Annotated in this window: 20 protein-coding genes; 9 read left to right on the forward strand and 11 right to left on the reverse strand. The window is 73.7% G+C overall.

The features are described from left to right. The first annotated feature begins 302 nt into the window (after nucleotides 1–302). Entirely contained in the window at nucleotides 303–1,481 is a 1,179-nt protein-coding gene (locus RND61_RS27300; RefSeq protein WP_315880785.1) for a trypsin-like serine peptidase, read from the forward strand. 94 nt (nucleotides 1,482–1,575) lie between these two features. Here the strand turns inward: RND61_RS27300 and hflX are convergent, their stop codons facing one another. The 6 genes from hflX to miaA all read right to left on the reverse strand — a co-directional run bounded on the left by hflX (nucleotide 1,576) and on the right by miaA (nucleotide 9,519). After that, entirely contained in the window at nucleotides 1,576–3,069 is a 1,494-nt protein-coding gene (gene hflX, locus RND61_RS27305; protein WP_315880786.1) for a GTPase HflX, read from the reverse strand. 136 nt (nucleotides 3,070–3,205) lie between these two features. Continuing rightward, complete coding sequence (locus tag RND61_RS27310; protein ID WP_315880787.1) at nucleotides 3,206–4,663, reverse strand: M1 family metallopeptidase; 1,458 nt, start codon at nucleotides 4,661–4,663, stop codon at nucleotides 3,206–3,208. Nucleotides 4,664–4,794: 131 nt separating this feature from the next. Next, entirely contained in the window at nucleotides 4,795–6,879 is a 2,085-nt protein-coding gene (locus tag RND61_RS27315) for a RelA/SpoT family protein (protein WP_315880788.1), read from the reverse strand. A gap of 179 nt (nucleotides 6,880–7,058) precedes the next feature. Further along, nucleotides 7,059–7,931, reverse strand: a complete 873-nt coding sequence (gene dapF / locus RND61_RS27320) for a diaminopimelate epimerase (RefSeq protein ID WP_315880789.1) — start codon at nucleotides 7,929–7,931, stop codon at nucleotides 7,059–7,061. A gap of 72 nt (nucleotides 7,932–8,003) precedes the next feature. Further along, complete coding sequence (locus RND61_RS27325; RefSeq protein ID WP_315880825.1) at nucleotides 8,004–8,474, reverse strand: hypothetical protein; 471 nt, start codon at nucleotides 8,472–8,474, stop codon at nucleotides 8,004–8,006. 106 nt (nucleotides 8,475–8,580) lie between these two features. Continuing rightward, nucleotides 8,581–9,519 carry a tRNA (adenosine(37)-N6)-dimethylallyltransferase MiaA gene (gene miaA / locus RND61_RS27330; RefSeq protein ID WP_315880790.1) on the reverse strand — a complete coding sequence of 313 codons (939 nt, stop codon included), beginning with the start codon at nucleotides 9,517–9,519 and terminating at the stop codon, nucleotides 8,581–8,583. 182 nt (nucleotides 9,520–9,701) lie between these two features. Between miaA and RND61_RS27335 the strand changes: the two genes are divergently transcribed. Both RND61_RS27335 and RND61_RS27340 read left to right on the forward strand, forming a co-directional pair. Beyond that, a complete protein-coding gene (locus tag RND61_RS27335; protein ID WP_315880791.1) occupies nucleotides 9,702–9,992 on the forward strand; it encodes a hypothetical protein in 291 nt (96 codons plus the stop codon). A gap of 78 nt (nucleotides 9,993–10,070) precedes the next feature. Then, entirely contained in the window at nucleotides 10,071–10,328 is a 258-nt protein-coding gene (locus RND61_RS27340) for an antitoxin (RefSeq protein WP_315880792.1), read from the forward strand. Between the two features lie 76 nt (nucleotides 10,329–10,404). Here RND61_RS27340 and RND61_RS27345 read toward each other — a convergent pair whose 3' ends face one another. After that, nucleotides 10,405–11,139, reverse strand: a complete 735-nt coding sequence (locus tag RND61_RS27345) for a hypothetical protein (RefSeq protein ID WP_315880793.1) — start codon at nucleotides 11,137–11,139, stop codon at nucleotides 10,405–10,407. A gap of 79 nt (nucleotides 11,140–11,218) precedes the next feature. Then, the gene (miaB, locus tag RND61_RS27350; RefSeq protein WP_315880794.1) at nucleotides 11,219–12,733 is read right to left on the reverse strand and encodes a tRNA (N6-isopentenyl adenosine(37)-C2)-methylthiotransferase MiaB; all 1,515 of its coding nucleotides are present in this window, start codon (nucleotides 12,731–12,733) and stop codon (nucleotides 11,219–11,221) included. A 137-nt stretch (nucleotides 12,734–12,870) separates the two neighbouring features. Between miaB and RND61_RS27355 the strand changes: the two genes are divergently transcribed. Further along, nucleotides 12,871–13,920 (forward strand): TAXI family TRAP transporter solute-binding subunit, encoded by a 1,050-nt coding sequence (locus RND61_RS27355; protein ID WP_315880795.1) that lies wholly within the window; start codon nucleotides 12,871–12,873, stop codon nucleotides 13,918–13,920. 36 nt (nucleotides 13,921–13,956) lie between these two features. On the opposite strand, the gene RND61_RS27360 is transcribed toward RND61_RS27355, so the two are convergent. Together RND61_RS27360 and RND61_RS27365 are read right to left on the reverse strand one after the other, a co-directional pair. After that, a complete protein-coding gene (locus RND61_RS27360) occupies nucleotides 13,957–15,387 on the reverse strand; it encodes a sensor histidine kinase (protein WP_315880796.1) in 1,431 nt (476 codons plus the stop codon). A 31-nt stretch (nucleotides 15,388–15,418) separates the two neighbouring features. Continuing rightward, the gene (locus RND61_RS27365) at nucleotides 15,419–16,153 is read right to left on the reverse strand and encodes a response regulator transcription factor (protein WP_315880797.1); all 735 of its coding nucleotides are present in this window, start codon (nucleotides 16,151–16,153) and stop codon (nucleotides 15,419–15,421) included. Nucleotides 16,154–16,418: 265 nt separating this feature from the next. On the opposite strand from RND61_RS27365, the gene RND61_RS27370 reads away from it, so the two are divergent. The 5 genes from RND61_RS27370 (at nucleotide 16,419) to RND61_RS27390 (ending at nucleotide 21,805) form a co-directional block, all read left to right on the forward strand. Then, the gene (locus RND61_RS27370; RefSeq protein WP_315880798.1) at nucleotides 16,419–17,204 is read left to right on the forward strand and encodes an amino acid ABC transporter ATP-binding protein; all 786 of its coding nucleotides are present in this window, start codon (nucleotides 16,419–16,421) and stop codon (nucleotides 17,202–17,204) included. 33 nt (nucleotides 17,205–17,237) lie between these two features. Next, complete coding sequence (locus tag RND61_RS27375) at nucleotides 17,238–18,161, forward strand: glutamate ABC transporter substrate-binding protein (RefSeq protein WP_315880799.1); 924 nt, start codon at nucleotides 17,238–17,240, stop codon at nucleotides 18,159–18,161. A gap of 97 nt (nucleotides 18,162–18,258) precedes the next feature. Further along, nucleotides 18,259–18,906 (forward strand): amino acid ABC transporter permease, encoded by a 648-nt coding sequence (locus tag RND61_RS27380; RefSeq protein ID WP_315880800.1) that lies wholly within the window; start codon nucleotides 18,259–18,261, stop codon nucleotides 18,904–18,906. Then, nucleotides 18,903–19,820, forward strand: coding sequence for an amino acid ABC transporter permease (locus RND61_RS27385; protein ID WP_315880801.1), 918 nt, complete (start codon nucleotides 18,903–18,905; stop codon nucleotides 19,818–19,820). The genes RND61_RS27380 and RND61_RS27385 overlap by 4 nt, the downstream gene beginning before the upstream one ends. Before the next feature lie 320 nt (nucleotides 19,821–20,140). Further along, a complete protein-coding gene (locus RND61_RS27390) occupies nucleotides 20,141–21,805 on the forward strand; it encodes an FAD-dependent monooxygenase (protein WP_315880802.1) in 1,665 nt (554 codons plus the stop codon). 66 nt (nucleotides 21,806–21,871) lie between these two features. Here the strand turns inward: RND61_RS27390 and recX are convergent, their stop codons facing one another. Continuing rightward, nucleotides 21,872–22,441, reverse strand: coding sequence for a recombination regulator RecX (gene recX, locus RND61_RS27395; RefSeq protein WP_315880803.1), 570 nt, complete (start codon nucleotides 22,439–22,441; stop codon nucleotides 21,872–21,874). Nucleotides 22,442–22,443 lie beyond the last annotated feature (2 nt).

Here is a 22,443-nt window from a genome sequence, read left to right on the forward strand (position 1 = left end):
GCACGGCGGCCGGCTCCCCGAGCCGCGCCGCGCCGGCAGCCGGGCGCCGGTGCCGCGCGTCCCGCCCGTACCAACGACGACATCTGCGGGGGATCACGGGCATTTCGAAGATCCCCGCACCGGGGAACCGCCGCCCTGCCGCACGCCGTCCCCAAGGGCACCGGCATAGTGGGGGCCGCGTCCGGCGCCCGGCGCCGTCCCGGCCGCTGCCGGAGCGCGCAGTTCCGCAGTACGAAGTTCCGCGTTCGAGGAGCGCTTCCGCAAGAGCGCTCGGCTCACGAAGTCCCAGGGGGATCACTCACATGCGAACGATTCGTCCGTTGCTCGCGTCGGCCGCCGTCGCGGCGGCGCTGACGCTGACCGCCACGGGCTGCGGCCCCGAGGAGGACCCGGCCGCCGCTCCCAGCGCCTCCGCGGTCCACACCCCCGGCGGGAACGGGAAGATCACCATCCCGGACGACCTGAAGAACCGGCTCAAGGAGCACGGGATCGACCTGGACAAGTGGCGGGACGGCGAGTGGCGGAACTGGGACAGGGACAAGTGGCTGCGGGAGGCCCAGGACTTCGTCAACCCGATCATCGAGGACCTCTGGAACCCGGACCGCATGCGGGAGGCGGAGGAGCCGGACCGGCCGGTCGAGGAGGGGGACCTCCCCAGTGACGAGGGCGTGACGGACCCGACGCCCCGGCGGGTCGAGGCCAAGGAGGTGGAGCCGGAGTACCACGGCAGCGCGCCGGAGGCCGGCAAGCTCCTCTTCGACGGCCCCAAGGGCTCGATGGTGTGTTCGGCGACGGTCGTGAAGGACCCCGCGAACCCCGGCAGGTCGAACCTCGTGTGGACGGCCGGGCACTGCGTCCACGCCGGCAAGAACGGCGGCTGGTACCGGAACATCGCGTTCGTCCCGTCGTACAACGACAAGGGCCTGTCGACCGCGGAGCTGGAGAAGGCGTCCCGCGAGGAGATCGCCCCGTACGGCGTGTGGTGGGGCGACTGGGCCCAGACCTCCGAGCAGTGGATCGACCAGGGCGCGCCGACGGGCGGCCAGGGCGCCCCGTACGACTTCGCGGTCGTCCACGTGACGCCGGAGAAGGGAAGCGGCGGCAAGTCACTGGAGGAGACTGTCGGTTCCGCGCTGCCGGTCGACTTCGAGGCGCCTGCGGTGTCGAAGATCGCGAGCATGGAGGCGACCGGCTACCCGGCGGCGCCGCCGTACGACGGCCAGAGGATGTTCCGGTGCGCGGACGAGCCGGGCCGACTGTCCGTGAAGGCCGACCAGCCGACGATGTACCGCATCGGGTGCAGCATGACCGGTGGTTCGTCGGGCGGCGGCTGGGTCGCCACGGGCGGGGACGGCAAGCCGGCGCTCGTGTCGAACACCTCGATCGGGCCGGTGCAGGCGGGCTGGCTCGCCGGGCCGCGCCTCGGCGCGGAGGCGAAGGGCGTCTTCACGGCGGTCAGCGAGAAGTTCGCGGGCCGATAGGCCACCGGACCGCCGGGCCTCGGCGGCGGTGACGACGCGAGAAGCGGGGGTCCCCGGCCGGGTGCGGCCGGGGACCCCCGCTTCGTCGTGCGCGTCAGGCCGTGACGGCGCTGTACGGGGCGAGCAGCGCGGCGAGCTCGCTGTGCACCCGCGCCTTGAGCAGCGTGCCCTCCGGGGTGTGCTCCTCGGAGATCACCTCGCCCTCGGCGTGCACCCGCGAAACCAGTCCGCCCTGCGTGTACGGCACGAGCGCCTCGACCTCGACCTCCGGGCGGGGCAGCTCGGCGTCGATCATCGCGAGGAGTTCCGCGATGCCCTGGCCGGTCCGCGCCGAGACGGCGATCGAGTGCTTCTCGACGCGCAGCAGCCGCTGCAGGACGAGCGGGTCGGCCGCGTCCGCCTTGTTGACCACGACGATCTCGGGCACGCCGGTCGCGCCCACGTCGCGGATCACCTCGCGCACGGCGGCCAGTTGCTCCTCCGGCGCCGGGTGCGCGCCGTCCACCACGTGGAGGATCAGGTCGGAGTCCCCGACCTCCTCCATGGTGGAGCGGAACGCCTCGACGAGGTGGTGCGGCAGGTGCCGGACGAAGCCGACCGTGTCGGCCAGCGTGTACAGGCGGCCACTGGGCGTCTCGGCCCGGCGGACCGTCGGGTCGAGGGTGGCGAACAGGGCGTTCTCCACCAGGACGCCCGCGCCGGTCAGCCGGTTGAGCAGGGACGACTTGCCGGCGTTGGTGTAGCCGGCGATGGCGACCGACGGCACCTTGTTGCGCCGCCGCTCCTGGCGCTTGATGTCGCGGCCCGTCTTCATCTCCGCGATCTCCCGGCGCATCTTCGCCATCTTCTCGCGGATCCGTCGACGGTCCGTCTCGATCTTGGTCTCACCGGGGCCTCGGGTGGCCATGCCGCCACCGCCGCCGCCGCCCATCTGCCGGGACAGCGACTGGCCCCAGCCGCGCAGCCTCGGCAGCATGTACTGCATCTGGGCGAGCGCGACCTGCGCCTTGCCTTCGCGCGACTTGGCGTGCTGGGCGAAGATGTCGAGGATCAGGGCGGTCCGGTCGACCACCTTGACCTTGACGACGTCCTCCAGGTGGATCAGCTGGCCGGGGCTCAGCTCACCGTCGCAGACGACGGTGTCGGCACCGGTCTCCAGCACGATGTCCCGCAGTTCGTCGGCCTTGCCCGAGCCGATGTACGTGGCCGGGTCGGGCTTGTCGCGGCGCTGGATGACGCCGTCCAGGACGAGCGCGCCCGCCGTCTCGGCGAGGGCGGCCAGCTCGGCCAGGGAGTTCTCGGCGTCCTGCACGGTCCCCGAGGTCCAGACGCCGACCAGCACGACGCGCTCCAGGCGCAGCTGCCGGTACTCGACCTCGGTGACGTCCTCGAGCTCGGTGGAAAGGCCGGCCACACGGCGGAGCGCGGCGCGCTCCTGGCGGTCGAACTGGTCGCCGTCCCGCTCTCCGTCGATCTCGTGGCTCCAGGCGACGTCCTCTTCCATCAGGGCATCGGCCCGAAGGCTCTCGGCGCGGTTCGGCTCCGCGGAGCTCAGCTTGTCCTGGGAAGGGGATGAAGAGGAGGTCATTGGATCCTTACGTCGATGGAAAAGTCGATTCGTCAGGCACAACGCCCGCTCTCCCCGGATCATTCCCGCAGAGGGCCGGGCCACTCCCCGGCGGCGCCGCCGACGTGACGATGGTCGCACGGTGCGGTCGGGTCCGTCACGCGGGTTTCCCGTTCGACGGGGCCTTGCCGCGCCAGTCGGGGTGGCCGGGCATGGGCGGGGTCTTCTCGCCGTAGAGCCATCCGCGCAGGAAACCGGTGAGGTCGCGGCCCGCGGTGTCGGAGGCGAGGCGGACGAAGTCGGCGGTGCCGGCGGTGGCGTGCGCGTACTCGGTCACCCAGCGCCGCTGGAGCTCGTCGAAGGCGGCGGCGCCGATCTCCTGCCGCAGGGCGTACAGGACGAGGGCGCTGCCGTCGTAGACGACCGGCCGGAAGAGGCCGCTCTTGTCGCCCGGTGCGGACGGGTGGGGCGCGGCCGGGGGGCCGCCGGCGGCGCGCCACTGGTCGGACGCGGCGTACGCGTCGCGCATGCGGCGCTCCAGGGGGGCCTGGCCGGTCTCCTGCGCGTACAGCGCCTCGTACCAGGTGGCGTGGCCCTCGTTGATCCACAGGTCGGACCAGGCGCGGGGGGTGACGCTGTTGCCGAACCAGTGGTGGGCCAGCTCGTGGACCATGATCGATTCGATGTACCACTCGGGCAGGTCGGTGCGGGTGAACAGTCCGCGCTCGAAGAGGGAGAGGGTCTGGGTCTCCAGCTCGAAGCCGGTGGTCGCGTCGGCGACCAGCACGCCGTACGTCTCGAAGGGGTAGCGGCCGACCCTGTCCTCCATCCACCGCAGGTGGCCGGGGGTCTTCCTCAGCCAGGGCTCCATCCGCTCCCGGTCGGCGACCGGGACGACGTCGCGGAGGGGCAGGCCGTGCGGGCCGGTGCGGCGGACGACGGCGGAGCGGCCGATGGAGACCTGGGCCAGCTCGGTCGCCATGGGGTGGGCGCCGCGGTACGTCCAGGTCGCGGTGGACCCGGTGACGACGTGGTCGACGGCATGGCCGTTGGCGACGGCGACGAGGTCCTTGGGCGCGGTGACGCGGAAGGTGAAGCGGGCCTTGTCGGCGGGGTGGTCGTTGCAGGGGAAGACGCGGTGGGCGGCGTCGGCCTGGTTGGCCATGGCGAGGCCGTCGGAGGTGCGGACCCAGCCGCCCTCCGCGTCGGCGGCCGGGTCGCTGGTGTGGGTGACGGCGATGCTGATCCGCGTACCGGCGTCGACGGGCCGGCCGAGCTCGACGACGAGGTCCTCCTCCACGCCGGCGAAGTCGGCGGGGCGGCCGTCGACGGTCACGGACTCGACGGTGCCGTGGGCGAAGTCGAGGTTGACGCGCTCCAGCCGGCCGGTGGTCCGCGCGTCGATCGTGGTGAGGGCGTCGAGGGCCTTGCGGTTGTCGCCGCCGTAGGTGAGGGCGATGTCGTACGCGAGGACGTCGTAGCCGGGGTTGCCGAGGTGCGGGAAGAGGGGGTCGCCGATGCCGAGCGGCTCGGGGGCGGGCACGGCCGCCGCGATGAGCCCCGCGGACGTCGCGGCGAGGAGGACGGCGCGCAGGCGTGGGGAGGTGAGGAACATGGAGCCACCGCTACCAGCGCGCCCGGCCCGCTTCGGGACGGCGCGCTCCCGGCGCACCCGAACGAGCGCCGCGCGCTGGCCCGCGGTGGCCCGTCCGGCGGTCGCCGGGCGCCTCGCCGCCCGCGGGCCCGCTACTGCGCCGGGGCCGGGTGCTGCGCGCGGCTCACGTCGTACACGCCGGGTACGTCGCGCATGGCGCGCATCAGGGCGGGCAGGCCGGACGCGTCGGGGAGCCGCAGCGTGTACGTGTGGCGGACCCGCTGTTCGCTGGGGGGTTCGATGGTGGCGGAGACGATCGCGGCACCCGCCGTGGCGATCGCCTCGGTGAGGTCGGCGAGCAGCCGGGGCCGGCCGAACGCCTCGGCGACGAGCGTGACGCGGCAGGCCGCGGCACCGCTCCAGCGCACGGTCACGGGCTGCCGCCCGAGGCTTTCCATCCGGTGCACGGCGGGGCACTCCGCGCGGTGGACGGTGACGGCGCCGCCGCGCACGGCGAACCCGGTCACGGTGTCGGGCGGTACGGGCGTGCAGCAGCCGGCCAGGCGGACGCCGGTGTGCGGCGCGTCGACGACGGCGTTGGCCGTGGGCCTGCGACCGGTGACGACGGAGGCGGGCGGGCGCGGGTCGGCGGCCGGCGCGTCGGCGCCGTGGGGGTGGGTGGCGAGCCAGTGGTCGATGGCGATGCGGGCGGTGGGGGTGCGGGCGTGGTCCAGCCAGTCGGGGGACGGGCCGGAGCCGGCGTCCTCGGCGAGCAGCGGCTGGACGGTGTCGCCGTCGCGCAGGACGGTGCCGAGGGTGGCGAGGCGGCCGTTGACGCGCGCGCCAACGCAGGCGTGGGCGGCCGTGCCGTACTGCTCGTACGCGGCGTCCACGCAGGTGGCGCCGGCGGGGAGGGCGAGGGTGCCTCCGTCGGGCAGGAAGACCGTGATCTCGCCGTCCTGGGCGAGGTCCGCGCGCAGCGAGGTCCAGAACGTGTCCGGGTCGGGCGCGGACTGCTGCCAGTCGAGGAGGCGGGAGAGCCAGCCGGGGCGGGTGGGGTCGGCGCGCTCCCCGTCGTCGGCCGTGTCGGAGGCGTCGGCGGGGACGGCGTAGGGGTTGCCGAGGGCGACGACGCCGGCCTCCGCGACCCGGTGCATCTGGTGGGTGCGGATGAGGACTTCCACGACGGCGCCGTCGGGCGCGGCGACGGCCGTGTGCAGCGACTGGTACAGGTTGAACTTGGGAGCGGCGATGAAGTCCTTGAACGCGGAGATCACCGGGGTGAAGCAGGTGTGCAGCTCGCCGAGCACGGCATAGCAGTCGGCGTCCTCCCCGACGAGGACGAGCAGCCGCCCGAAGTCGGTGCCGCGCAGTTCGCCGCGCTTGCGGCTGACCCGGTGCACGGAGACGAAGTGGCGGGGGCGGACGAGGACTTCGGCCGGGATCCCGGCTTCCCGCAGGACGGCGCGCACGTCGGCGGCGACGGTCGCGAGGGCGTCGCCGGCGGTGGCGTTCTCCGCGATGAGGGCGCGGGTCCGCTCGTACTCGACGGGGTGGAGGATGGCGAAGACCAGGTCTTCCAGCTCGGTCTTGAGGGCCTGGACGCCGAGCCGCTCCGCGAGGGGGATGAGGACGTCGCGGGTGACCTTCGCGATGCGCGCCTGCTTCTCGGGGCGCATGACGCCGAGGGTGCGCATGTTGTGCAGCCGGTCCGCGAGCTTGATGGACATGACGCGGACGTCGTTGCCGGTGGCGACGAGCATCTTGCGGAACGTCTCGGGCTCGGCGGCGGCGCCGTAGTCCACCTTCTCCAGCTTGGTGACGCCGTCGACGAGGTAGGCGACCTCGTCGCCGAACTCCTCGCGGACCTGGTCGAGGGTCACCTCCGTGTCCTCGACCGTGTCGTGGAGGAGGGAGGCCGTCAGGGTCGTGGTCTCCGCGCCGAGTTCGGCGAGGATGAGGGTGACGGCCAGGGGGTGGGTGATGTAGGGCTCGCCGCTCTTGCGGAACTGGCCGCGGTGGGACGACTCCGCCAACTCGTACGCGCGGCGGAGGACGGCCAGGTCGGCGTCGGGGTGGTGGGCGCGGTGGGCGTCCGCGACGTGGCCGATGGCGTCGGGCAGCCGGTCGCGGCCGGTGGGACCGAGCAGCGCGGCGCGGCCGAGTCTGCGCAGGTCGATTCTGGGGAGGCCGCGCCTGCGGCCGGTGGCACTGGGGTTGGTGGCCTCTGCGCTCATGGGGCACCTCCGGCGGCGTCGACCGGCGGTGGACGGGTACGGCGTCGCCGCCCTGCCGGTGCTTGATGCTACCGAGCCCACCACGCGGCGCAGTCGCGCTCTCGCTCAGCGTGAACGGGATCACCCATTCGAGCGAGGTTTACGCACGTACGGTTTCGCTCCGTGATCGCTCCGGAGGCTCAGACGGCCGTTTCGGAGAGCCAGGCGGGGTCGATGCGGCCTTCGGCGACGATCACGGCGGGTCCGGTCATCTCGATCTGCCCGTCGGGCAGCTCGGTGATCACCAGCGTGCCGCCGAGGACGTCGACGGTGTACGTGACGGGCGTGCCGGTCGCGGCCGGGTCGACGCCGTCGCGGCGGGCTGCGGCGACGGCGACGGCGCAGGCGCCCGTACCGCACGAGCGGGTCTCGGCGGCGCCGCGCTCGTGGACGCGCATCGCGACGTGCCGGGGGCCGCGGTCGACGACGAACTCGATGTTGACGCCGTCCGGGTAGACGGCGGCGGGGGCGTAGAGCGGCTCGGTGGAGAGGGAGCCGGCGTGGGCGAGGTCCTCGACGAAGGCGACCGCGTGGGGGTTGCCCATGTTGACGTTGCGCGCGGGCCAGCTCCGGTCCTCGACGGTGACCGTGACACCGGCTTCCGGGAGAACGGCGCGGCCCATGGAGACGGTGACGTCGCCGTTCTTGGCGAGGTGGACCCGCTTGACGCCGCCGCGGGTGGCCACGGCGACGTCACCGGCCGCGACGAGGCCGGCGTGCTCCAGGTAGCGGGCGAAGACGCGGACGCCGTTGCCGCACATCTCGGCGATCGAACCGTCGGCGTTGCGGTAGTCCATGAACCATTCGGCCTCGTCGGCCATGTGGCGGGCCTCGGGGTGGGCGGCGCTGCGGACGGCGTGCAGCACCCCGTCGCCGCCGATCCCGGCGCGCCGGTCGCAGACCCTGGCCACCAGGGCGGCGGACAGGTCGACGGCGTTGTCCGGGTCGGGCACGATCACGAAGTCGTTCTCGGTGCCGTGGCCCTTGAGGAAGGCGAGGGGTGCGGTGCTCACGCGATCAATCGTACGGGGTCGGTGCGGCGGCGGCGGAGACGTCCGGTCGGTGGACCGCTTCGGCGGGCCGCGTCAGCGGAGGCGGGCGACGCGCCAGACGGCGAGGGCGACCAGCAGGGTGACCCCGGCGGCGTACAGGGCGATCACGCGCCAGTCGGGGCGCTCGCCGGAGCCGCGCGGGGGCAGGCCGGGCCAGGTGTGACCGACGCGGCGGGCGGCCATCATGCCCCAGCCGGCCGCGCAGCCGCAGAGCAGCAGCCCGAGCATCGCGAGGACGGCGCCGCCGTCGCCCGACCCGAAGGCCAGGGGGAAGGCGAACATCAGGGAGCCGAGCGCGCCGAGGCCGACGATGGGGGCGAGCTGCCAGATGCGCAGGCGCCGCTGCGGGCGCAGCTCCACCTCGACCTCGTCGGGGGTGATGTCCTGCGCCCCGTCCTCGGTCAGCTCGGGGCCGTCCGGGCTGAGCCGCGGCGCGTCCTGCGCCTGCGGGTCTTCGCCGTCCGGCGCCTCTCGCCGTTCTCTGTCGCGAGGGCCGGCCTCCATCGCCACGCGCCCTCCCCACTCGGATCCACTGGTCGATCGATGCTCGATGATGGCACGGACACGGCCGCCGGGATGACGGGCAGGACGTCCCGATGCCATCACGTGATCAGGCTGTAACCGCTCGTTCGACGAACGTCAGCGCCTGGCGCGGGAGTTCCCCCCGGTCGGCGGCCGCGCCGCTGAGCCACCGGACCCGCGGGTCGCGGCGGAACCAGGAGTCCTGACGGCGCGCGAAGCGCTTGGTGGCGCGCACGGTCTCGTCGCGCGCCTCCCGCTCGGTGCACTCCCCGGCGAGCGCGGCGAGGACCTGCTGGTAGCCGAGGGCGCGGGAGGCCGTACGGCCTTCGCGCAGGCCCCGTTCCTCCAGCGCGCGCACCTCGTCGACCAGTCCGGCCTCCCACATCCGGTCCACGCGCGCGGCGATGCGCGCGTCCAGTTCGGGGCGTTCGACGTCGACGCCGATCTGGATCGTGTCGTAGACGGAGTCGTGTCCCGGGAGGTTGGCGGTGAAGGGCCTGCCGGTGATCTCGATGACCTCCAGCGCCCGCACCACGCGGCGGCCGTTGCTGGGGAGGATGGCGCGGGCCGCGTCGGGGTCGGCGGCGGCGAGCCGGGCGTGCAGGGCGCCGGGGCCGCGCTCCTCCAGCTCCGCCTCCAGGCGGGCGCGGACGTCGGGGTCGGTACCGGGGAACTCCAGGGCGTCGATGGCGCCGCGGACGTACAGTCCGGAGCCGCCGACGAGGACGGGGGTGCGGCCCTCGGCGAGCAGCCGGTCGATCTCCGCGCGGGCCAGCCGCTGGTACTCGGCGACGCTGGCGGTCTCGGTGACGTCCCAGACGTCGAGGAGGTGGTGGGGGATCCCGCCGCGCTCCTCGGGGGTCAACTTGGCGGTGCCGATGTCCATCCCTCGGTACAGCTGCATGGAGTCGGCGTTGACGACCTCGCCGCCGAGCTCCCGCGCCAGGTGGACGCCCAGATCGGACTTTCCGGCTGCGGTGGGGCCGACGACGGCGATGACGCGGGGGGCGGGGAGTGTGCTGCTCACCGACCCAGTCTCGCAAACATCGGGGGGTGTCCCCGAACGAGTTACGTGACGGAGCACGGTCGGCGTCGTTGCCAGTTGCGAGGTTCCGACCGCCGGTTCACGGACCGGCCCCGCCGGGCGACGCAATGGGGCGCTCCGGACAGCGCGGGATTCCGCCCGCACGAGTACGCTATGGAGTTGATATGGGCGTTTTTGCATGGTTTCGCCGGAAGGGTGAGAAAGGCGAGCCGACTGCCGAAGCCACCGCCGACACGGCGGCGGACACCGCGCTGACGGCCGAGCCGGAGGAGCGGGCCGAGGAGGACGCGGCGCCCGGCGGGCCGGAGAGCGGGGAGCGCCCCGAGGAGGCGGCCGCGGAGGCCGCGTCCGGCGGGACGGCCCCGGAGGGGGCGGCCGAGGGCGTGGAGATCCCCAAGCAGCAGTCGGCCGAGGAGGCGGCGGACAACGAGGCGGGCGAAGGCGCCCGCAAGTAGGCCGGGCGGGCACGGCCGGCAGAGCCGGTCCGCCGGGCCGGCCCGGCGCGAACCGGTCAGTTCGAGGGAAGGTGGGTCATGGGCTTCCTGGACACGTTGAAGACCAAGCTCGCCCCGGCCAGGGGAAAGGTCTCGGACCTCGCCCAGCAGCACGGCGACAGGATCGACCACGGCATCGAGAAGGCCGCCCGGATGGTCGACCAGAGGACCAGGGGCAAGTACAGCGACAAGATCGAGTCCGGCACGGTCAGGGCCAGGCACGCCGTGGACCGGCTCGCCCACCGGGACGACGGGGGCGGTGCCCCGCCGGCCCCGCCCGCACCGCCGCCGGTCTGACCGCCGTCCGGTCCGGGGTGCGCGGCGCGGCGCGCGGTCGTGGAGCACGACGCTCCGCGACCGCGCGCCGCCGCGTTCAGGACCAGGCGGCGACCAGGTAGCCGACGCCGTACGGAGCGCCCTCGTAGAGCAGCCGGCCCTCCGGGGAGGCGGCGTGCGCGGCTCCCGCGAGGACCTGCCACGGGGCGCGGCCGGCCGCCTTCAGCTCGTGCGCGAGACCGGCGTCCAGTGCCGCCAGGGCGGCCGTGTCGGCGGCGCCGAGGGCACGGGCGGCGCGCTCGTCGAAACCGGCGGCGCGCTCGTCGAGGTACCCGGGCGCCTTGACGGTGCGGCAGGCGCTGCCGTCGCCCATCACGAGCAGGGCGACCCGCGGGGCCCGCGCGGCGAGCTCCCGGCCGGCCGCCGAGCAGCGCGCGGGCTCCAGCCGCTCGGCGACGCCGACGCCCTCCACGGGCGCGTCCGCCCAGTCGACGCGCTGGAGCAGCCAGGCGGCCACGGCAAGCGACGGCGGCAGCGCGCGGGCCGCGGCAGCACCCTCCGCCCCGCCGGGCCCGAGCCGTACGTCGAGGTCCACGCCGAACCCGCGGAAACCGCCCGCGGCGCCCTCCGGGTACGGCACGGTGCCGCCCGCGCCGGGGTCGGCCCCCGGGTCGGGGCCGACGACCACGAGCCGGTCGGGGCGCGCGGCGGCCAGCACGCCGATCGCGTCGAGGCAGGCCGCGCGCGCGTCGTCCAGTTCGGGCGCGGCACCGGCGGCGACGGCGGGGACGAGGAGCGGCGGGCAGGGGCAGGCGGCTGCGGCGACAAGCATGATCCGCAGCGTAACGCGAGACCCGCCCGGGCCCGGTCGGGACGGGGCGTCCCGGCCGGACCCGGGCGGGCCGGCGGGCTCAGCCCACCGCGCAGCCGTCCGCGGCCGGGGGCAGCGGGGCGGGGACGCCGATCTGGGGCAGGCCGAGCATGACACCGGCCGGCTCGGGCGCCCGGACGGCGTTGCGCCGCTCCCAGGCGTCGCCCGCACGCGTACGGCGGATCGCGGCGACGGGGCCCTCCGCGAGCAGGTGGTGCGGGGCCGCGTACGTGATCTCGACGGTCACCACGTCGCCCGGGCGCACGTCCTCGTCCGGCCGGGTGAAGTGGACGAGGCGGTTGTCGGGGGCGCGGCCGGAGAGGCGGCGGGTGGCGTCGTCCTTGCGGCCCTCGCCCTCCGCGACCATGACCTCCAGCGTGCGGCCGACCTGCTTCTTGTTCTCCTCCCAGGAGATCTCCTCCTGGAGCGCGACCAGCCGCTCGTAACGGGCCTGCACGACCTCCTTGGGGACCTGGCCCTCCATCTCGGCGGCGGGCGTACCGGGGCGCTTGGAGTACTGGAAGGTGAACGCCTGCGCGAAGCGGGCCTCGCGGACGACGTGCAGCGTCTGCTCGAAGTCCTCCTCGGTCTCGCCGGGGAAGCCCACGATGATGTCGGTGGAGATCGCGGCGTGCGGGATGGCGGCGCGGACCTTCTCGATGATGCCGAGGAAGCGCTCCTGGCGGTACGACCGGCGCATCGCCTTCAGGACGCTGTCCGAGCCGGACTGCAGCGGCATGTGGAGCTGCGGCATCACGTTCGGCGTCTCGGCCATCGCCGCGATGACGTCGTCGGTGAAGTCGCGCGGGTGCGGTGAGGTGAAGCGGACGCGCTCCAGGCCCTCGACCTTCCCGCAGGCGCGCAGGAGCTTGCCGAACGCCTCGCGGTCACCGATGTCGGAGCCGTACGCGTTGACGTTCTGGCCGAGGAGGGTGATCTCGGAGACGCCCTCGGCGACGAGCGCCTCGACCTCGGCGAGGATGTCGCCGGGCCGGCGGTCCTTCTCCTTGCCCCGGAGCGCCGGGACGATGCAGAACGTGCAGGTGTTGTTGCAGCCGACGGAGATCGAGACCCACGCCGCGTACGCGGACTCGCGGCGGGTCGGCAGCGTGGAGGGGAACGCCTCCAGCGACTCGGCGATCTCGACCTGCGCCTCCTCCTGGACGCGGGCGCGCTCCAGCAGCACCGGCAGCTTGCCGATGTTGTGCGTGCCGAAGACGACGTCGACCCACGGCGCCTTCTTCACGATCGTGTCGCGGTCCTTCTGGGCGAGGCAGCCGCCGACGGCGATCTGCATGCCGGGCTTGCGGGCCTTCACCGGGGCGAGGCGGCCGAGGTTGCCGTAGAGCTTGTTGTCGGCGTTCTCGCGCACCGCGCACGTGTTGAAGACCACGACATCGGCCTCGTCGGCGCCCTCGGGGGCGCGTACGTACCCGGCGTCCTCCAGCAGACCGGAGAGACGCTCGGAGTCGTGGACGTTCATCTGGCACCCGTAGGTGCGAACTGCATAGGTACGCGTGACGTCCACTGTCTGGCTCCGGTCGCTGCTGGTCATGGAACAAGGGTAGGCGGTGCCGGAGGCGCCCCGGCCCCGGGCCGGGAACCCCGCGCCTCCCCCGGAGCGGCCGGTGGCCCGGGAGCGGCGGGGAGCACGGGTTCCCTCCGGCGGGGGCGGGCTGGCAGGATCGCGCCATGTTCTCCGCCCCGCCCTCGCCGCCCCGCCCCCCGCGCCGCCGGGCGGTGCGGGCCGGCGCCGTGCTGCTGGTCGTGTCGGCCGTGCTGGCCTGGTGGCTCTGGCCGGCCGGGGACACCGGGCCGCGGGGGAGGATCACGTTCAGCACGGGGGTTCCGAGCGGCGTCTACCAGCGGTACGGCGAGCTGCTGCGGGAGGCGCTCCGGCGGGACCTGCCCGGGGTGGCGACGGAGCTGCGCGACAGCGAGGGCTCCCAGCAGAACCTCGCTCGCCTGGCGTCCGGCGAGGCCGACTTCACCATCGCCACGGCCGACGCCGTCGCGACGTACGTCCAGGAGAGGCGGCCCGGCTGGAAGCGTCTGCGCGGCTGCACCCGGCTGTACGACGACTACGTCCAGCTGGTGGTCCCGCAGGGGTCGACGGTCGGTTCGGTGCGCGACCTGGGCGACCTGCGGGTGGGGGTCGGGCAGGACGGATCGGGGGTGCGGCTGCTCGCGGACCGGCTGCTGACCGCGGCGGGGCTGGACCCGGCCACGGACGTGCGGGCGGTGCCGGCCGGGATCGACACCATGCCGGAACTGATGGAGGAGGGGCGGCTCGACGCGTTCTTCTGGTCCGGGGGGCTGCCGACCAGCGCCATCCTGCGGCTCTCGGAGCGCTTCCCGGTCCGGCTGGTCCCCCTGGAGACGGAGCTGCTCGACGCCGTGCACGCCCTCGGGGCCGGGCACGGCTCCGGCACCGGCACGGCGGGCGGCGAGGACGGCCTCAACCGCCACTACCGCTCCGCCATGATCCCCATGGACGCCTACGCCAGGATCCCCAGCCGTGAGCCGGTGCAGACCGTGGCCGTGGCGAACCTGCTCGTGACGACGGACCGGATGGACGCCGGGCTCACCGAGGCCGTCACCCGCACCGTGATCGGGAGCCGGGACCGCATCGGCCGCGTGGTCCACCCCGCGCAACTGGTGGACCTGCGCACGGCGGTCTACACCGATCCGCTGCCCCTCCACGAGGGCGCCCGCCGCTACTACCGCTCGGTCAAGCCGTAGCCCGGCCGCCCGGGCCCGCGGCCTCCCGCGCGGGTCTCACGCGGTCTCACGCGGGGGCGCGGCGGGTGCCGTCTCCTCGGGCGCCGTGCGCGGCACCGTGAGGGTCACGCGCAGGCCGCGGGGGTCGTTGTGGGCGAAGGTGACCGAGCCGCCGCCCGCGGCGAGCAGGGACCGGCAGATGGACAGGCCGAGGCCGGAGCCCTTGACGTTCTGGTGTCGGCCGCTGCGCCAGAAGCGGTCGCCGACCCGGTCGAGCTCCTCGTCCGTGAGCCCCGGTCCGCGGTCGGCCACGACGATCGTCGACGCGTCGCCGCTCGCCGCCGTCCCGACGGTCACCTCCTCGCCCGGCGGGGTGAACTTGAGGGCGTTGTCGATCACGGCGTCCAGGGCGCTGGAGAGCGCCACCGGGTCCGCCCAGGCGGTGACGGCCGCGGGCCCGCGGCCGGTCAGGCGGACGCCCTTCTCGTCCGCGAGCGGGCGCCAGGCCGCGACGCGTTCGGCCGCCAACTGCCCGATGTCCGTCAGCCGCAGGTCCGCGGAGGCGTGCTCGGCCAGGGCCAGGTCCAGCAGGTCGTCGAGGACCCGGGCGAGGCGCTTGCCCTCCGTGCGGACGGAGGCGACCTCCTCGTTCCCCTCGGGCAGTTCCAGCGCGAGGAGTTCGATGCGCAGCAACAGCGCGGCGAGCGGGTTGCGGAGCTGGTGCGAGGCGTCGGCGACGAACGCGCGCTGCTGCTCCAGCACCTCCTCGACGTGGTCCGCCATCTCGTTGAACGACCGGGCCAGGCGCCTGAGTTCCGGCGGGCCGCCCGACGCGGCGACCCGCGAGGTGAGCCGTCCCGTCGCGATGTCGTGGGCGGCCGCGTCCAGGACGCGGACCGGCTTCAGCACCCAGCCGGTGAGCCGGAACGCGGCACCGACGGCCAGGAGCATCGCCGCGCACTCCCCCAGCGCGATCAGCAGCCAGCCGTGCAGGATGCGGGAGCGCAGCTGCCCCGTCGGCGAGTCGGTGACCACCACGGCGACCACGTCCCCGTCCCGCACCACGGGTGAGGCGACGGCCAGCCGGGGGTCGTCCTGCCAGGGCCAGACCTGCGGCGGATCGTGCGACCGGCGGCCGAGCAGGGCCTCGCCGAACGCCCGGTTCAGCTCCCCCTCCTCCGGTACGGTCCACCCGCCGGGCGCGGCGGCCAGGGCCGTGCGGTCGCGGTAGTACACGCCCGCCTTGATCCCGTACACGTCGTGGTACCGGGCGAGTTCGCCCTGGAGGGTCACGCGCCGCTCGTCGACGCCGGGGCCGGCCCCGGTGGCGTCCTGGGCGATGGCGGCGAAGCGGGCCGTGTCGTCGATCCGGTCGACGACCACCTTCTGCTGCCGTGCGGCGGCGAGACTGCCCGCGAGCGGGAAGCCGAGCGCGAGGAGCACGCCCGCCATGAGGACGATGAGCAGGGGGAGGAGACGCGTACGCACAGGTCGCCGGCCGTTTCGTCGGGCGTCGGCCCTACCGGGTCACCGACGGGGCGGCGGGGGCGACGAGGCGGTACCCGACACCCCGTACGGTCTCGATCAGGGAGGGCATCCGCAGCTTGGCGCGCAGCGACGCGACGTGGACCTCCAGCGTGCGGCCCGTCCCCTCCCAGCTCGTGTGCCACACCTCGCTGATGATCTGCTCGCGGCGGAAGACCACGCCGGGCCGCTGGGCGAGGAGCGCGAGCAGGTCGAACTCCTTGCGGGTGAGCTGTACGGCCGCGCCGTCCACGCTGACCCGGCGGGTGGGCAGCTCGACGACGACGGGGCCGAGCCGCAGGGGTGCCGCGGGCGAACCGGCCACCGGCAGGGGCCCGGTGTCCTCCGCGTCGCCGGCGGCGCGCCGGCTGACGGCGTGGATGCGGGCGAGCAGCTCGCCCGTGTCGTACGGCTTGACGACGTAGTCGTCGGCGCCGAGGTTCAGCCCGTGTATGCGGGAGCGCACGTCCGACCGCGCCGTCACCATGATCACGGGGGTGCCGGTGAGCTTGCGGAGCTTTCCGCAGACCTGGTAACCGTCCTGGTCGGGGAGGCCGAGGTCGAGCAGGATCACGCCGAAGGGCGTCCTCCCGGCGTCGCCGGAGGGCAGGACCGCCTTGAGGGCCTCCTCGCCGTTCCTGGCGTGCGTGACGGCGAACCCGTGCTTCCTGAGCACGGCGGAGAGGGCCGCGGCCACGTGGTCGTCGTCCTCGACGAGGAGCAGTCTCATGGCCTCCCTCCGGTGGTGTGCCGCTCGTCCCGGCGACATCCTGACGTCATGCATCACGGCATCCATGCCGATGGCGGGCGTATCAGTCAAGAGGGTGGGGGCCTGTACCGCGGTTCCGTTATGCACCCGTACCCGGGCCGGTGGTCCCGTTCACGCAGCGTACCCGCCCGCGGCCGTATCGTTATGCTCAATTTCCGCTCAGATGTGATGACGCTGCTCTCGGGCCGTGATTAAGGTCCTCCCCAACCGACGAGGACGGAGCATGATGAGCGGAGTGTCAGTGGCCAAGGGCAGTGACGGCGCCGTAGCGGCGGCAGACAGCCTGGTGGTGCTGAGCAACGTCAACAAGCACTTCGGCGCGTTGCACGTGCTCCAGGACATCGACCTGACCATCACGCGGGGCGAGGTCGTGGTCGTCATCGGTCCCTCCGGGTCCGGCAAGTCCACCCTGTGCCGCACGATCAACCGCCTGGAGACCATCGACTCGGGCACGATCACGATCGACGGCAAGCCGCTCCCCGCGGAGGGCCGCGAACTCGCCCGGCTGCGTGCCGACGTCGGCATGGTCTTCCAGTCCTTCAACCTGTTCGCGCACAAGACGGTCCTGGAGAACGTCATGCTCGGCCAGGTGAAGGTCCGCAAGACGGACAAGAAGACGGCGGAGGAGAAGGCCCGGCGGCTGCTCGACCGGGTCGGGGTGGCCACCCAGGCGGACAAGTACCCGGCCCAGCTCTCCGGCGGGCAGCAACAGCGCGTGGCGATCGCCCGCGCCCTGGCGATGGACCCCAAGGTGATCCTCTTCGACGAGCCGACCTCGGCTCTCGACCCGGAGATGATCAACGAGGTGCTGGAGGTCATGCAGCAGCTCGCCCGCGAGGGGATGACCATGGTCGTCGTCACCCACGAGATGGGCTTCGCCCGGTCGGCCGCCAACCGGGTGGTCTTCATGGCGGACGGGAAGATCGTCGAAGAGGCGACGCCCGACCAGTTCTTCAGCAACCCGCGCAGCGACCGTGCGAAGGACTTCCTCTCGAAGATCCTGCACCACTGACGAGCACCGACCTACGACTTGAGGGATGTTCACATGAAGCTCCGCAAGGCCTCCGCCGCCGCTGCAGCGGCCCTCGTCCTCGCGCTGACCGCCACGGCGTGCGGCGGCAAGGAGGGTTCCGCCGGCGACCCGCAGTCCGTCAAGCCGGGTCAGTCCGGCGCGCCGGAACTGCCGGAGTACGCCGTCGCCCAGAACGTCACGCTGGACTCGCCGACGTTCCAGGAGGCCAAGAAGCGCGGCAAGCTGATCATCGGTTCGAAGGCGGACCAGCCCTACCTCGGCTTCGAGGACCAGGCCACCAAGAAGCGCTCCGGCTTCGACATCGAGATCGCCCGGATGGTCGCCGCGGACCTGGGCTTCGGCGAGGACCAGATCGAGTGGAAGACCGTCGACTCGGGCGTCCGTGAGACGGCGATCTCCAAGGGGCAGGTCGACTACTACGTCGGCACCTACACGATCAACGACAAGCGCAAGCAGCTCGTCGGTTTCGCGGGCCCGTACTACAAGGCCGGCGCGGACCTCCTCGTGCGCAAGGACGAGAAGGCCATCACGGGCCCGGAGACCCTGAAGGGCAAGAAGGTCTGCTCCATCGTGGGCTCCACGCCGCTTCAGGAGATCAAGAAGCCCGAGTACGGCGCGCAGACGACCGAGCTGGCCAAGTACTCCGACTGCGTGCAGCAGCTGCTGACCGGCCAGGTGGACGCCGTCACGACGGACGACTCGATCCTCAAGGGGTACGCCGCGTCGAACCCGACCAAGCTCAAGGTCATCGGCAAGCCGTTCACCGAGGAGCCCTACGGCATCGGCATGGACAAGAACGACAAGGCCCTGCGCGACTTCGTCAACTCCACGCTGGAGAAGCGCGTGAAGGACGGCACGTACAAGAAGATCTACGAGGCCACGCTGGGCCTGTCGGGATCCCCCTTCGTCGAGCCGCCGGCCGTCCAGCGCTACTGACGCCCTCCCCGGCGAGCGCCCCGCACACGACGCGTGCGGGGCGCGCCGCCCCCTGTCCTGACTCCCCCGTCCCTGCCGCCGCCGACGCGGAGACCTCATGAATGTATTGCTCGACCACTTTTCGGATTTCCGTGCCGGCTTCCTGGGAACGCTGTCGATCACCGTTGTGAGCAGCGTGATCGCCCTCCTGCTGGGCATCCTGATCGCCGCGTTCCGCGTTTCGCCGGCGCCCCCCCTGCGGTTCTTCGGCGCGGCCTGGGTGACCCTGCTGCGGAACACGCCGCTGACGCTGCTCTTCCTCGTCTCGTTCTTCGTCGTGCCGGAGATCCTCTTCCCCGGCATGAGCACCTTCGTGCTCGGCGCGCTCGCGCTCGGCCTCTACACCTCGGCCTTCGTCGCCGAGGCGGTCAGGTCCGGTGTCAGCACGGTTCCGCTGGGTCAGGCGGAGGCGGCGCGTTCGATCGGGATGTCGTTCGGCCAGACCCTGCGGCTCGTCATCCTCCCGCAGGCCACCCGGACGGTGCTCCCGCCGCTCAGCTCCATCTTCATCGCGCTGACGAAGAACTCGGCGATCGCCGGCGCCTTCAGCGTCACCGAACTGTTCGGCTGGCAGAAGCTGCTGAGCGATCAGGGCTACGACATCGTGTCCCTCTTCTTCTGGGTGGCGCTCGGCTACCTGGTCATCACGTTCACCATCAGTGGCGTCTTCCGTCTGCTGGAGCGACGTTTGGAGGTCGCGCGATGAGCGGCAGTGTCCTGTACGACGCCCCCGGCCCCAAGGCGATCGCACGCAACCGCGTCTACGCGGTGCTCGGTACGCTCGCCGTGCTGGCGGTGGCCGGCGTCAGCATCGCCCGCCTCGCCGAGAAGGGGCACTTCGCCCCCGCGATGTGGGACATCTTCAACTACGCGGGCATCCGGCAGAACATCGCCGAGGGTGTGATCTCGACGCTCAAGGCCTTCGGCATCGCCGCCGTGGGCTCCCTGGTCCTGGGCGTGGTCCTGGCGGTGGGGCGGCTGTCCGACCACAGTGCGGTCCGGTGGCTGGCGACGGCCTTCATCGAGGTCTTCCGCTCGATCCCGCTCCTCATCACGATCTACGCGGTGTGGGTCGGCTTCCTCACCGACCACTCGATGTGGGCGCTCGCCCTGGGCCTCTCCCTCTACAACGGGTGCGTGCAGGCCGAGGTGCTGCGCGCCGGCATCAACTCGGTGCCGCGCGGCCAGCGGGAGGCGGCGTACGCGCTGGGCCTGCGCAAGACGCAGGTGATGACCAGCGTGCTCATGCCGCAGGCGGTGCGGGCGATGATGCCGACGATCATCAGCCAGCTCGTGGTGACGCTGAAGGACACGTCGCTCGGCTTCATCATCCTGTACCCGGAGCTGCTGTACGCGGCCCGGCTCATCGCGAGCAACACGCAGGTCAACGGGCAGTACCCGTACGTCTCGACCATCATCGTGATCGGTGTGATCTACGTCGCGATGTGCCTGGCGCTCTCCGCCCTCGCCAACTGGATCGAGCGGCGCGGCCGGAGGGCGAAGACCGGGATCGGCGTGGCCGCCGCGGCCGAACCGGCGGAGGCGCCCGGTGTCCTGGGGGCCACGGGGACGCCCGCCGACGACATCGGTCCCCACGCCGCGCCGGACGTCCGGAAGTAGCGGACACCGGCGGGGGCCGGCGGTGTCCGCACCTGCCCGGCGGACGGCTTTCGGGCCGTCCGCCGGGCTTCTTCTCGTCCGCCGTCCCAGAACCGCCCCGCGGCGGGGCGGCGCGCCCGGTCTTCCGTCCCGCGCGCCGCTCGGGCCCGCCCGCGGCACGCGGCGCCGCCGTCCCGCGTGTTCCGCCGTCACTTGACGCAAGAACACGCAGTGGGTTGCATACGTTCTGTGATCACTCACCGGGTACCAGTCGCACGTGCACGCGTTTCCCCTGTTCGCCGTAGGTCCATCCGGGTCACAGAAGTCGCAGGAGTCACGCCGTGGACCCGGTGATCGTCGTCGGTGCGGGGCCGGTCGGGCTCGCGCTGGCCCTCGCGCTGGCCGCGCAGGACGTGCCGTCGGTGGTCCTGGACGAGGGGACGGCTGAGGACGAGTACCGGCCCGCCCGGACGGTGGTCCTGCGGGCCGACACCGCCTCGTTCGTGGAGCGGCTGGGCGGCGCCGGGGCGCTGGGGGGCGAGGGCGTCCGGTGGAACGGGTGGCGGACGATGCGGCGCGGGCAGCTCGTACGGCACCTGACGTTCGCGGACGCGCCGGACGGCGCGGCGGACGGCGAGGACGACGAGGGGGGGCTCGGCGAGCGCGTCGCGGCGCCTTTGCACGTTCCGCAGCACGCGCTGGCGGGCGCGCTGCGCGCGGCCCTCGCGTCGCCGCCCGCGGCCGGGCTCGTGCGGGTCGTCACGGACTGCCGCCTGGACGCGCTGGAGCAGGACGCGAAGGGGGTCGCGGCGCACACCCGCGGGGCGCGTGCGACGTGGTGGCGCGGGAGTCACCTGGTGGGCTGCGACGGTGCGCGGTCCACGGTGCGCAAGCTGCTGGGCATCCGCTTCCCGGGGCGTACGGCGGTGGAGCGCCACGCCGTCGCGACGCTCCGCACCGAACTGCCGTGGCCCGACGAGGGCGTGCTGCACCGCCGGCCGCCGTGGCGGGGCGGCGGGGACGAGGTGGCGGCGCGCCCGCTCGGGGGCGGGAGCTGGCGGCTGGACTGGCTGCTGCCGCCGCGCGGGGACCTGGTGACGCCGGAGGCCCTCGTGCGGCGGATCCGGGAGACGCTGTCGGGGTGGTGCGGCGACACGCCCCCGTACGAGCTGATCGACACCGGTGTGTACACGCTGCACCACCGGCTCGCGCGGCGCTGGCGCGTCGACCGGGCGTTCCTGGCGGGGGACGCCGCGCACCTGCTGGGCGCCCTGGGCACGCAGGGCCTGGACGAGGGCCTGCGCGACGTGGAGAACCTGGCGTGGAAGCTGGCGCGGGCGTGGCACGGCGGCGGGTCGCCGGAGGTGCTGCTCGACAGCTACCAGGCGGAGCGGCGGACGGCGGTGGCCGCCCGGCTGCGGGCGGCGGACCAGTCGCTGCCGGTGCTGCGGGGCGGGGGCGGGCTGCGGACGTACCTGCGGGGCGGTGCGCGGGGGCACGACGCGCTGCTGACCGACGGGCACCTGGGGCGCGGGCCGCTGGGCGCCCCGCCCGCCTACCCGCATTCACCGCTCACACCGGCGGACGTGGAGGGCGGGGTGGAGGTCGGTACGGCTCCGGGCTCGCCGGTCGCCGACGTGCCGGTGACCGCCCCCGACGGCACGGCGGGACGGCTCCGGGACCGGCTGGGGCGGGGCGTGCTGGTGGTGCTCGTCGCGCCGGGGACCGGGGTGTGGGACCGGCGCCACTGGGTCACCGCGGGGGTCATGCCGCGGCTGGCCGAGACGGTGCGGTCCCTGCCCGTACGGGGCGAGCTGCTCGTCACGGAGGCGTATCCGGGTGCGGCGGCGCACACGGTGCTGCTGGTACGACCCGACGGCCATCTGACCGCCGCCTTCGCCGGCGTCCATCCGGCGGCACTCCGCGCGGCGGCGGACGCCCTGCTCGGGGACGCGCCGGGGCAGGCCGCGGCCGAGGCCCGGGGGGAGGCCGCCAACGTCCCCTGACCGGCGCCGGGCCGCCGGGCCCGGACGGGCCGCCGGCGGGCCACCGGCCGGGTGACGCGCCGGCCGTCAGGTGCCGTCGAAGTCCAGGTCGTCGGTGTCCTCGCCCTCCTCCTCCAGGGCCCGGCGGACGACGCGGAGGGCGAGGCCCTCCGGATAGCCCTTGCGGGCGAGCATGCCGGCGAGGCGGCGAAGGCGGCGGTCGCGGTCGAGGCCGCGCGTGGAGCGCAGCTTGCGCTGGACGAGCTCGCGGGCCGTCGCCTCCTCCTGCTCGGCGTCGAGCCGGCCGACCGCCTCGTCGATCAGGGCGGAGTCGACGCCCTTGGTGCGCAGCTCCCGGGCGAGGGCGCGGCGGGCCAGGCCGCGGCCGTGGTGCCGGGACTCCACCCACGCCCCGGCGAACGCCGCGTCGTCGATCAGTCCGACGTCCTCGAAACGGGAGAGGACCTCGTCGGCGACCTCCTCCGGGATGCCCCGCTTGTGCAGCGCGTCCGCGAGTTGCCTGCGGGTGCGCGGCGTCCCGGTGAGCAGGCGCAGGCAGATCGCCCGCGCCTGCTCGGCCGGGTCCTGGGGCGGCAGCTCCTTCTCGGCCCTCGACGAGTCGGTGCCACCGCCCGGCCATTCGGTGCGCCGGGCCATGG

This window comes from Streptomyces tamarix, from assembly GCF_032423885.1.
GTDB classification, from domain to species: Bacteria; Actinomycetota; Actinomycetes; order Streptomycetales; family Streptomycetaceae; genus Streptomyces; species Streptomyces tamarix.

Bases quoted from the DNA above. Each gene is read 5' to 3' on its own strand.
- RND61_RS27300 (WP_315880785.1), top strand. From the start codon at position 303: ATGCGAACGATTCGTCCGTTGCTCGCGTCGGCCGCCGTCGCGGCGGCG.
- hflX (WP_315880786.1), bottom strand. From the start codon at position 3,069: ATGACCTCCTCTTCATCCCCTTCCCAGGACAAGCTGAGCTCCGCGGAG.
- RND61_RS27310 (WP_315880787.1), bottom strand. From the start codon at position 4,663: ATGTTCCTCACCTCCCCACGCCTGCGCGCCGTCCTCCTCGCCGCGACG.
- RND61_RS27315 (WP_315880788.1), bottom strand. From the start codon at position 6,879: ATGAGCGCAGAGGCCACCAACCCCAGTGCCACCGGCCGCAGGCGCGGC.
- RND61_RS27325 (WP_315880825.1), bottom strand. From the start codon at position 8,474: ATGGAGGCCGGCCCTCGCGACAGAGAACGGCGAGAGGCGCCGGACGGC.
- RND61_RS27335 (WP_315880791.1), top strand. From the start codon at position 9,702: ATGGGCGTTTTTGCATGGTTTCGCCGGAAGGGTGAGAAAGGCGAGCCG.
- RND61_RS27340 (WP_315880792.1), top strand. From the start codon at position 10,071: ATGGGCTTCCTGGACACGTTGAAGACCAAGCTCGCCCCGGCCAGGGGA.
- RND61_RS27345 (WP_315880793.1), bottom strand. From the start codon at position 11,139: ATGCTTGTCGCCGCAGCCGCCTGCCCCTGCCCGCCGCTCCTCGTCCCC.
- miaB (WP_315880794.1), bottom strand. From the start codon at position 12,733: ATGACCAGCAGCGACCGGAGCCAGACAGTGGACGTCACGCGTACCTAT.
- RND61_RS27355 (WP_315880795.1), top strand. From the start codon at position 12,871: ATGTTCTCCGCCCCGCCCTCGCCGCCCCGCCCCCCGCGCCGCCGGGCG.
- RND61_RS27365 (WP_315880797.1), bottom strand. From the start codon at position 16,153: ATGAGACTGCTCCTCGTCGAGGACGACGACCACGTGGCCGCGGCCCTC.
- RND61_RS27370 (WP_315880798.1), top strand. From the start codon at position 16,419: ATGAGCGGAGTGTCAGTGGCCAAGGGCAGTGACGGCGCCGTAGCGGCG.
- RND61_RS27375 (WP_315880799.1), top strand. From the start codon at position 17,238: ATGAAGCTCCGCAAGGCCTCCGCCGCCGCTGCAGCGGCCCTCGTCCTC.
- RND61_RS27380 (WP_315880800.1), top strand. From the start codon at position 18,259: ATGAATGTATTGCTCGACCACTTTTCGGATTTCCGTGCCGGCTTCCTG.
- RND61_RS27385 (WP_315880801.1), top strand. From the start codon at position 18,903: ATGAGCGGCAGTGTCCTGTACGACGCCCCCGGCCCCAAGGCGATCGCA.
- recX (WP_315880803.1), bottom strand. From the start codon at position 22,441: ATGGCCCGGCGCACCGAATGGCCGGGCGGTGGCACCGACTCGTCGAGG.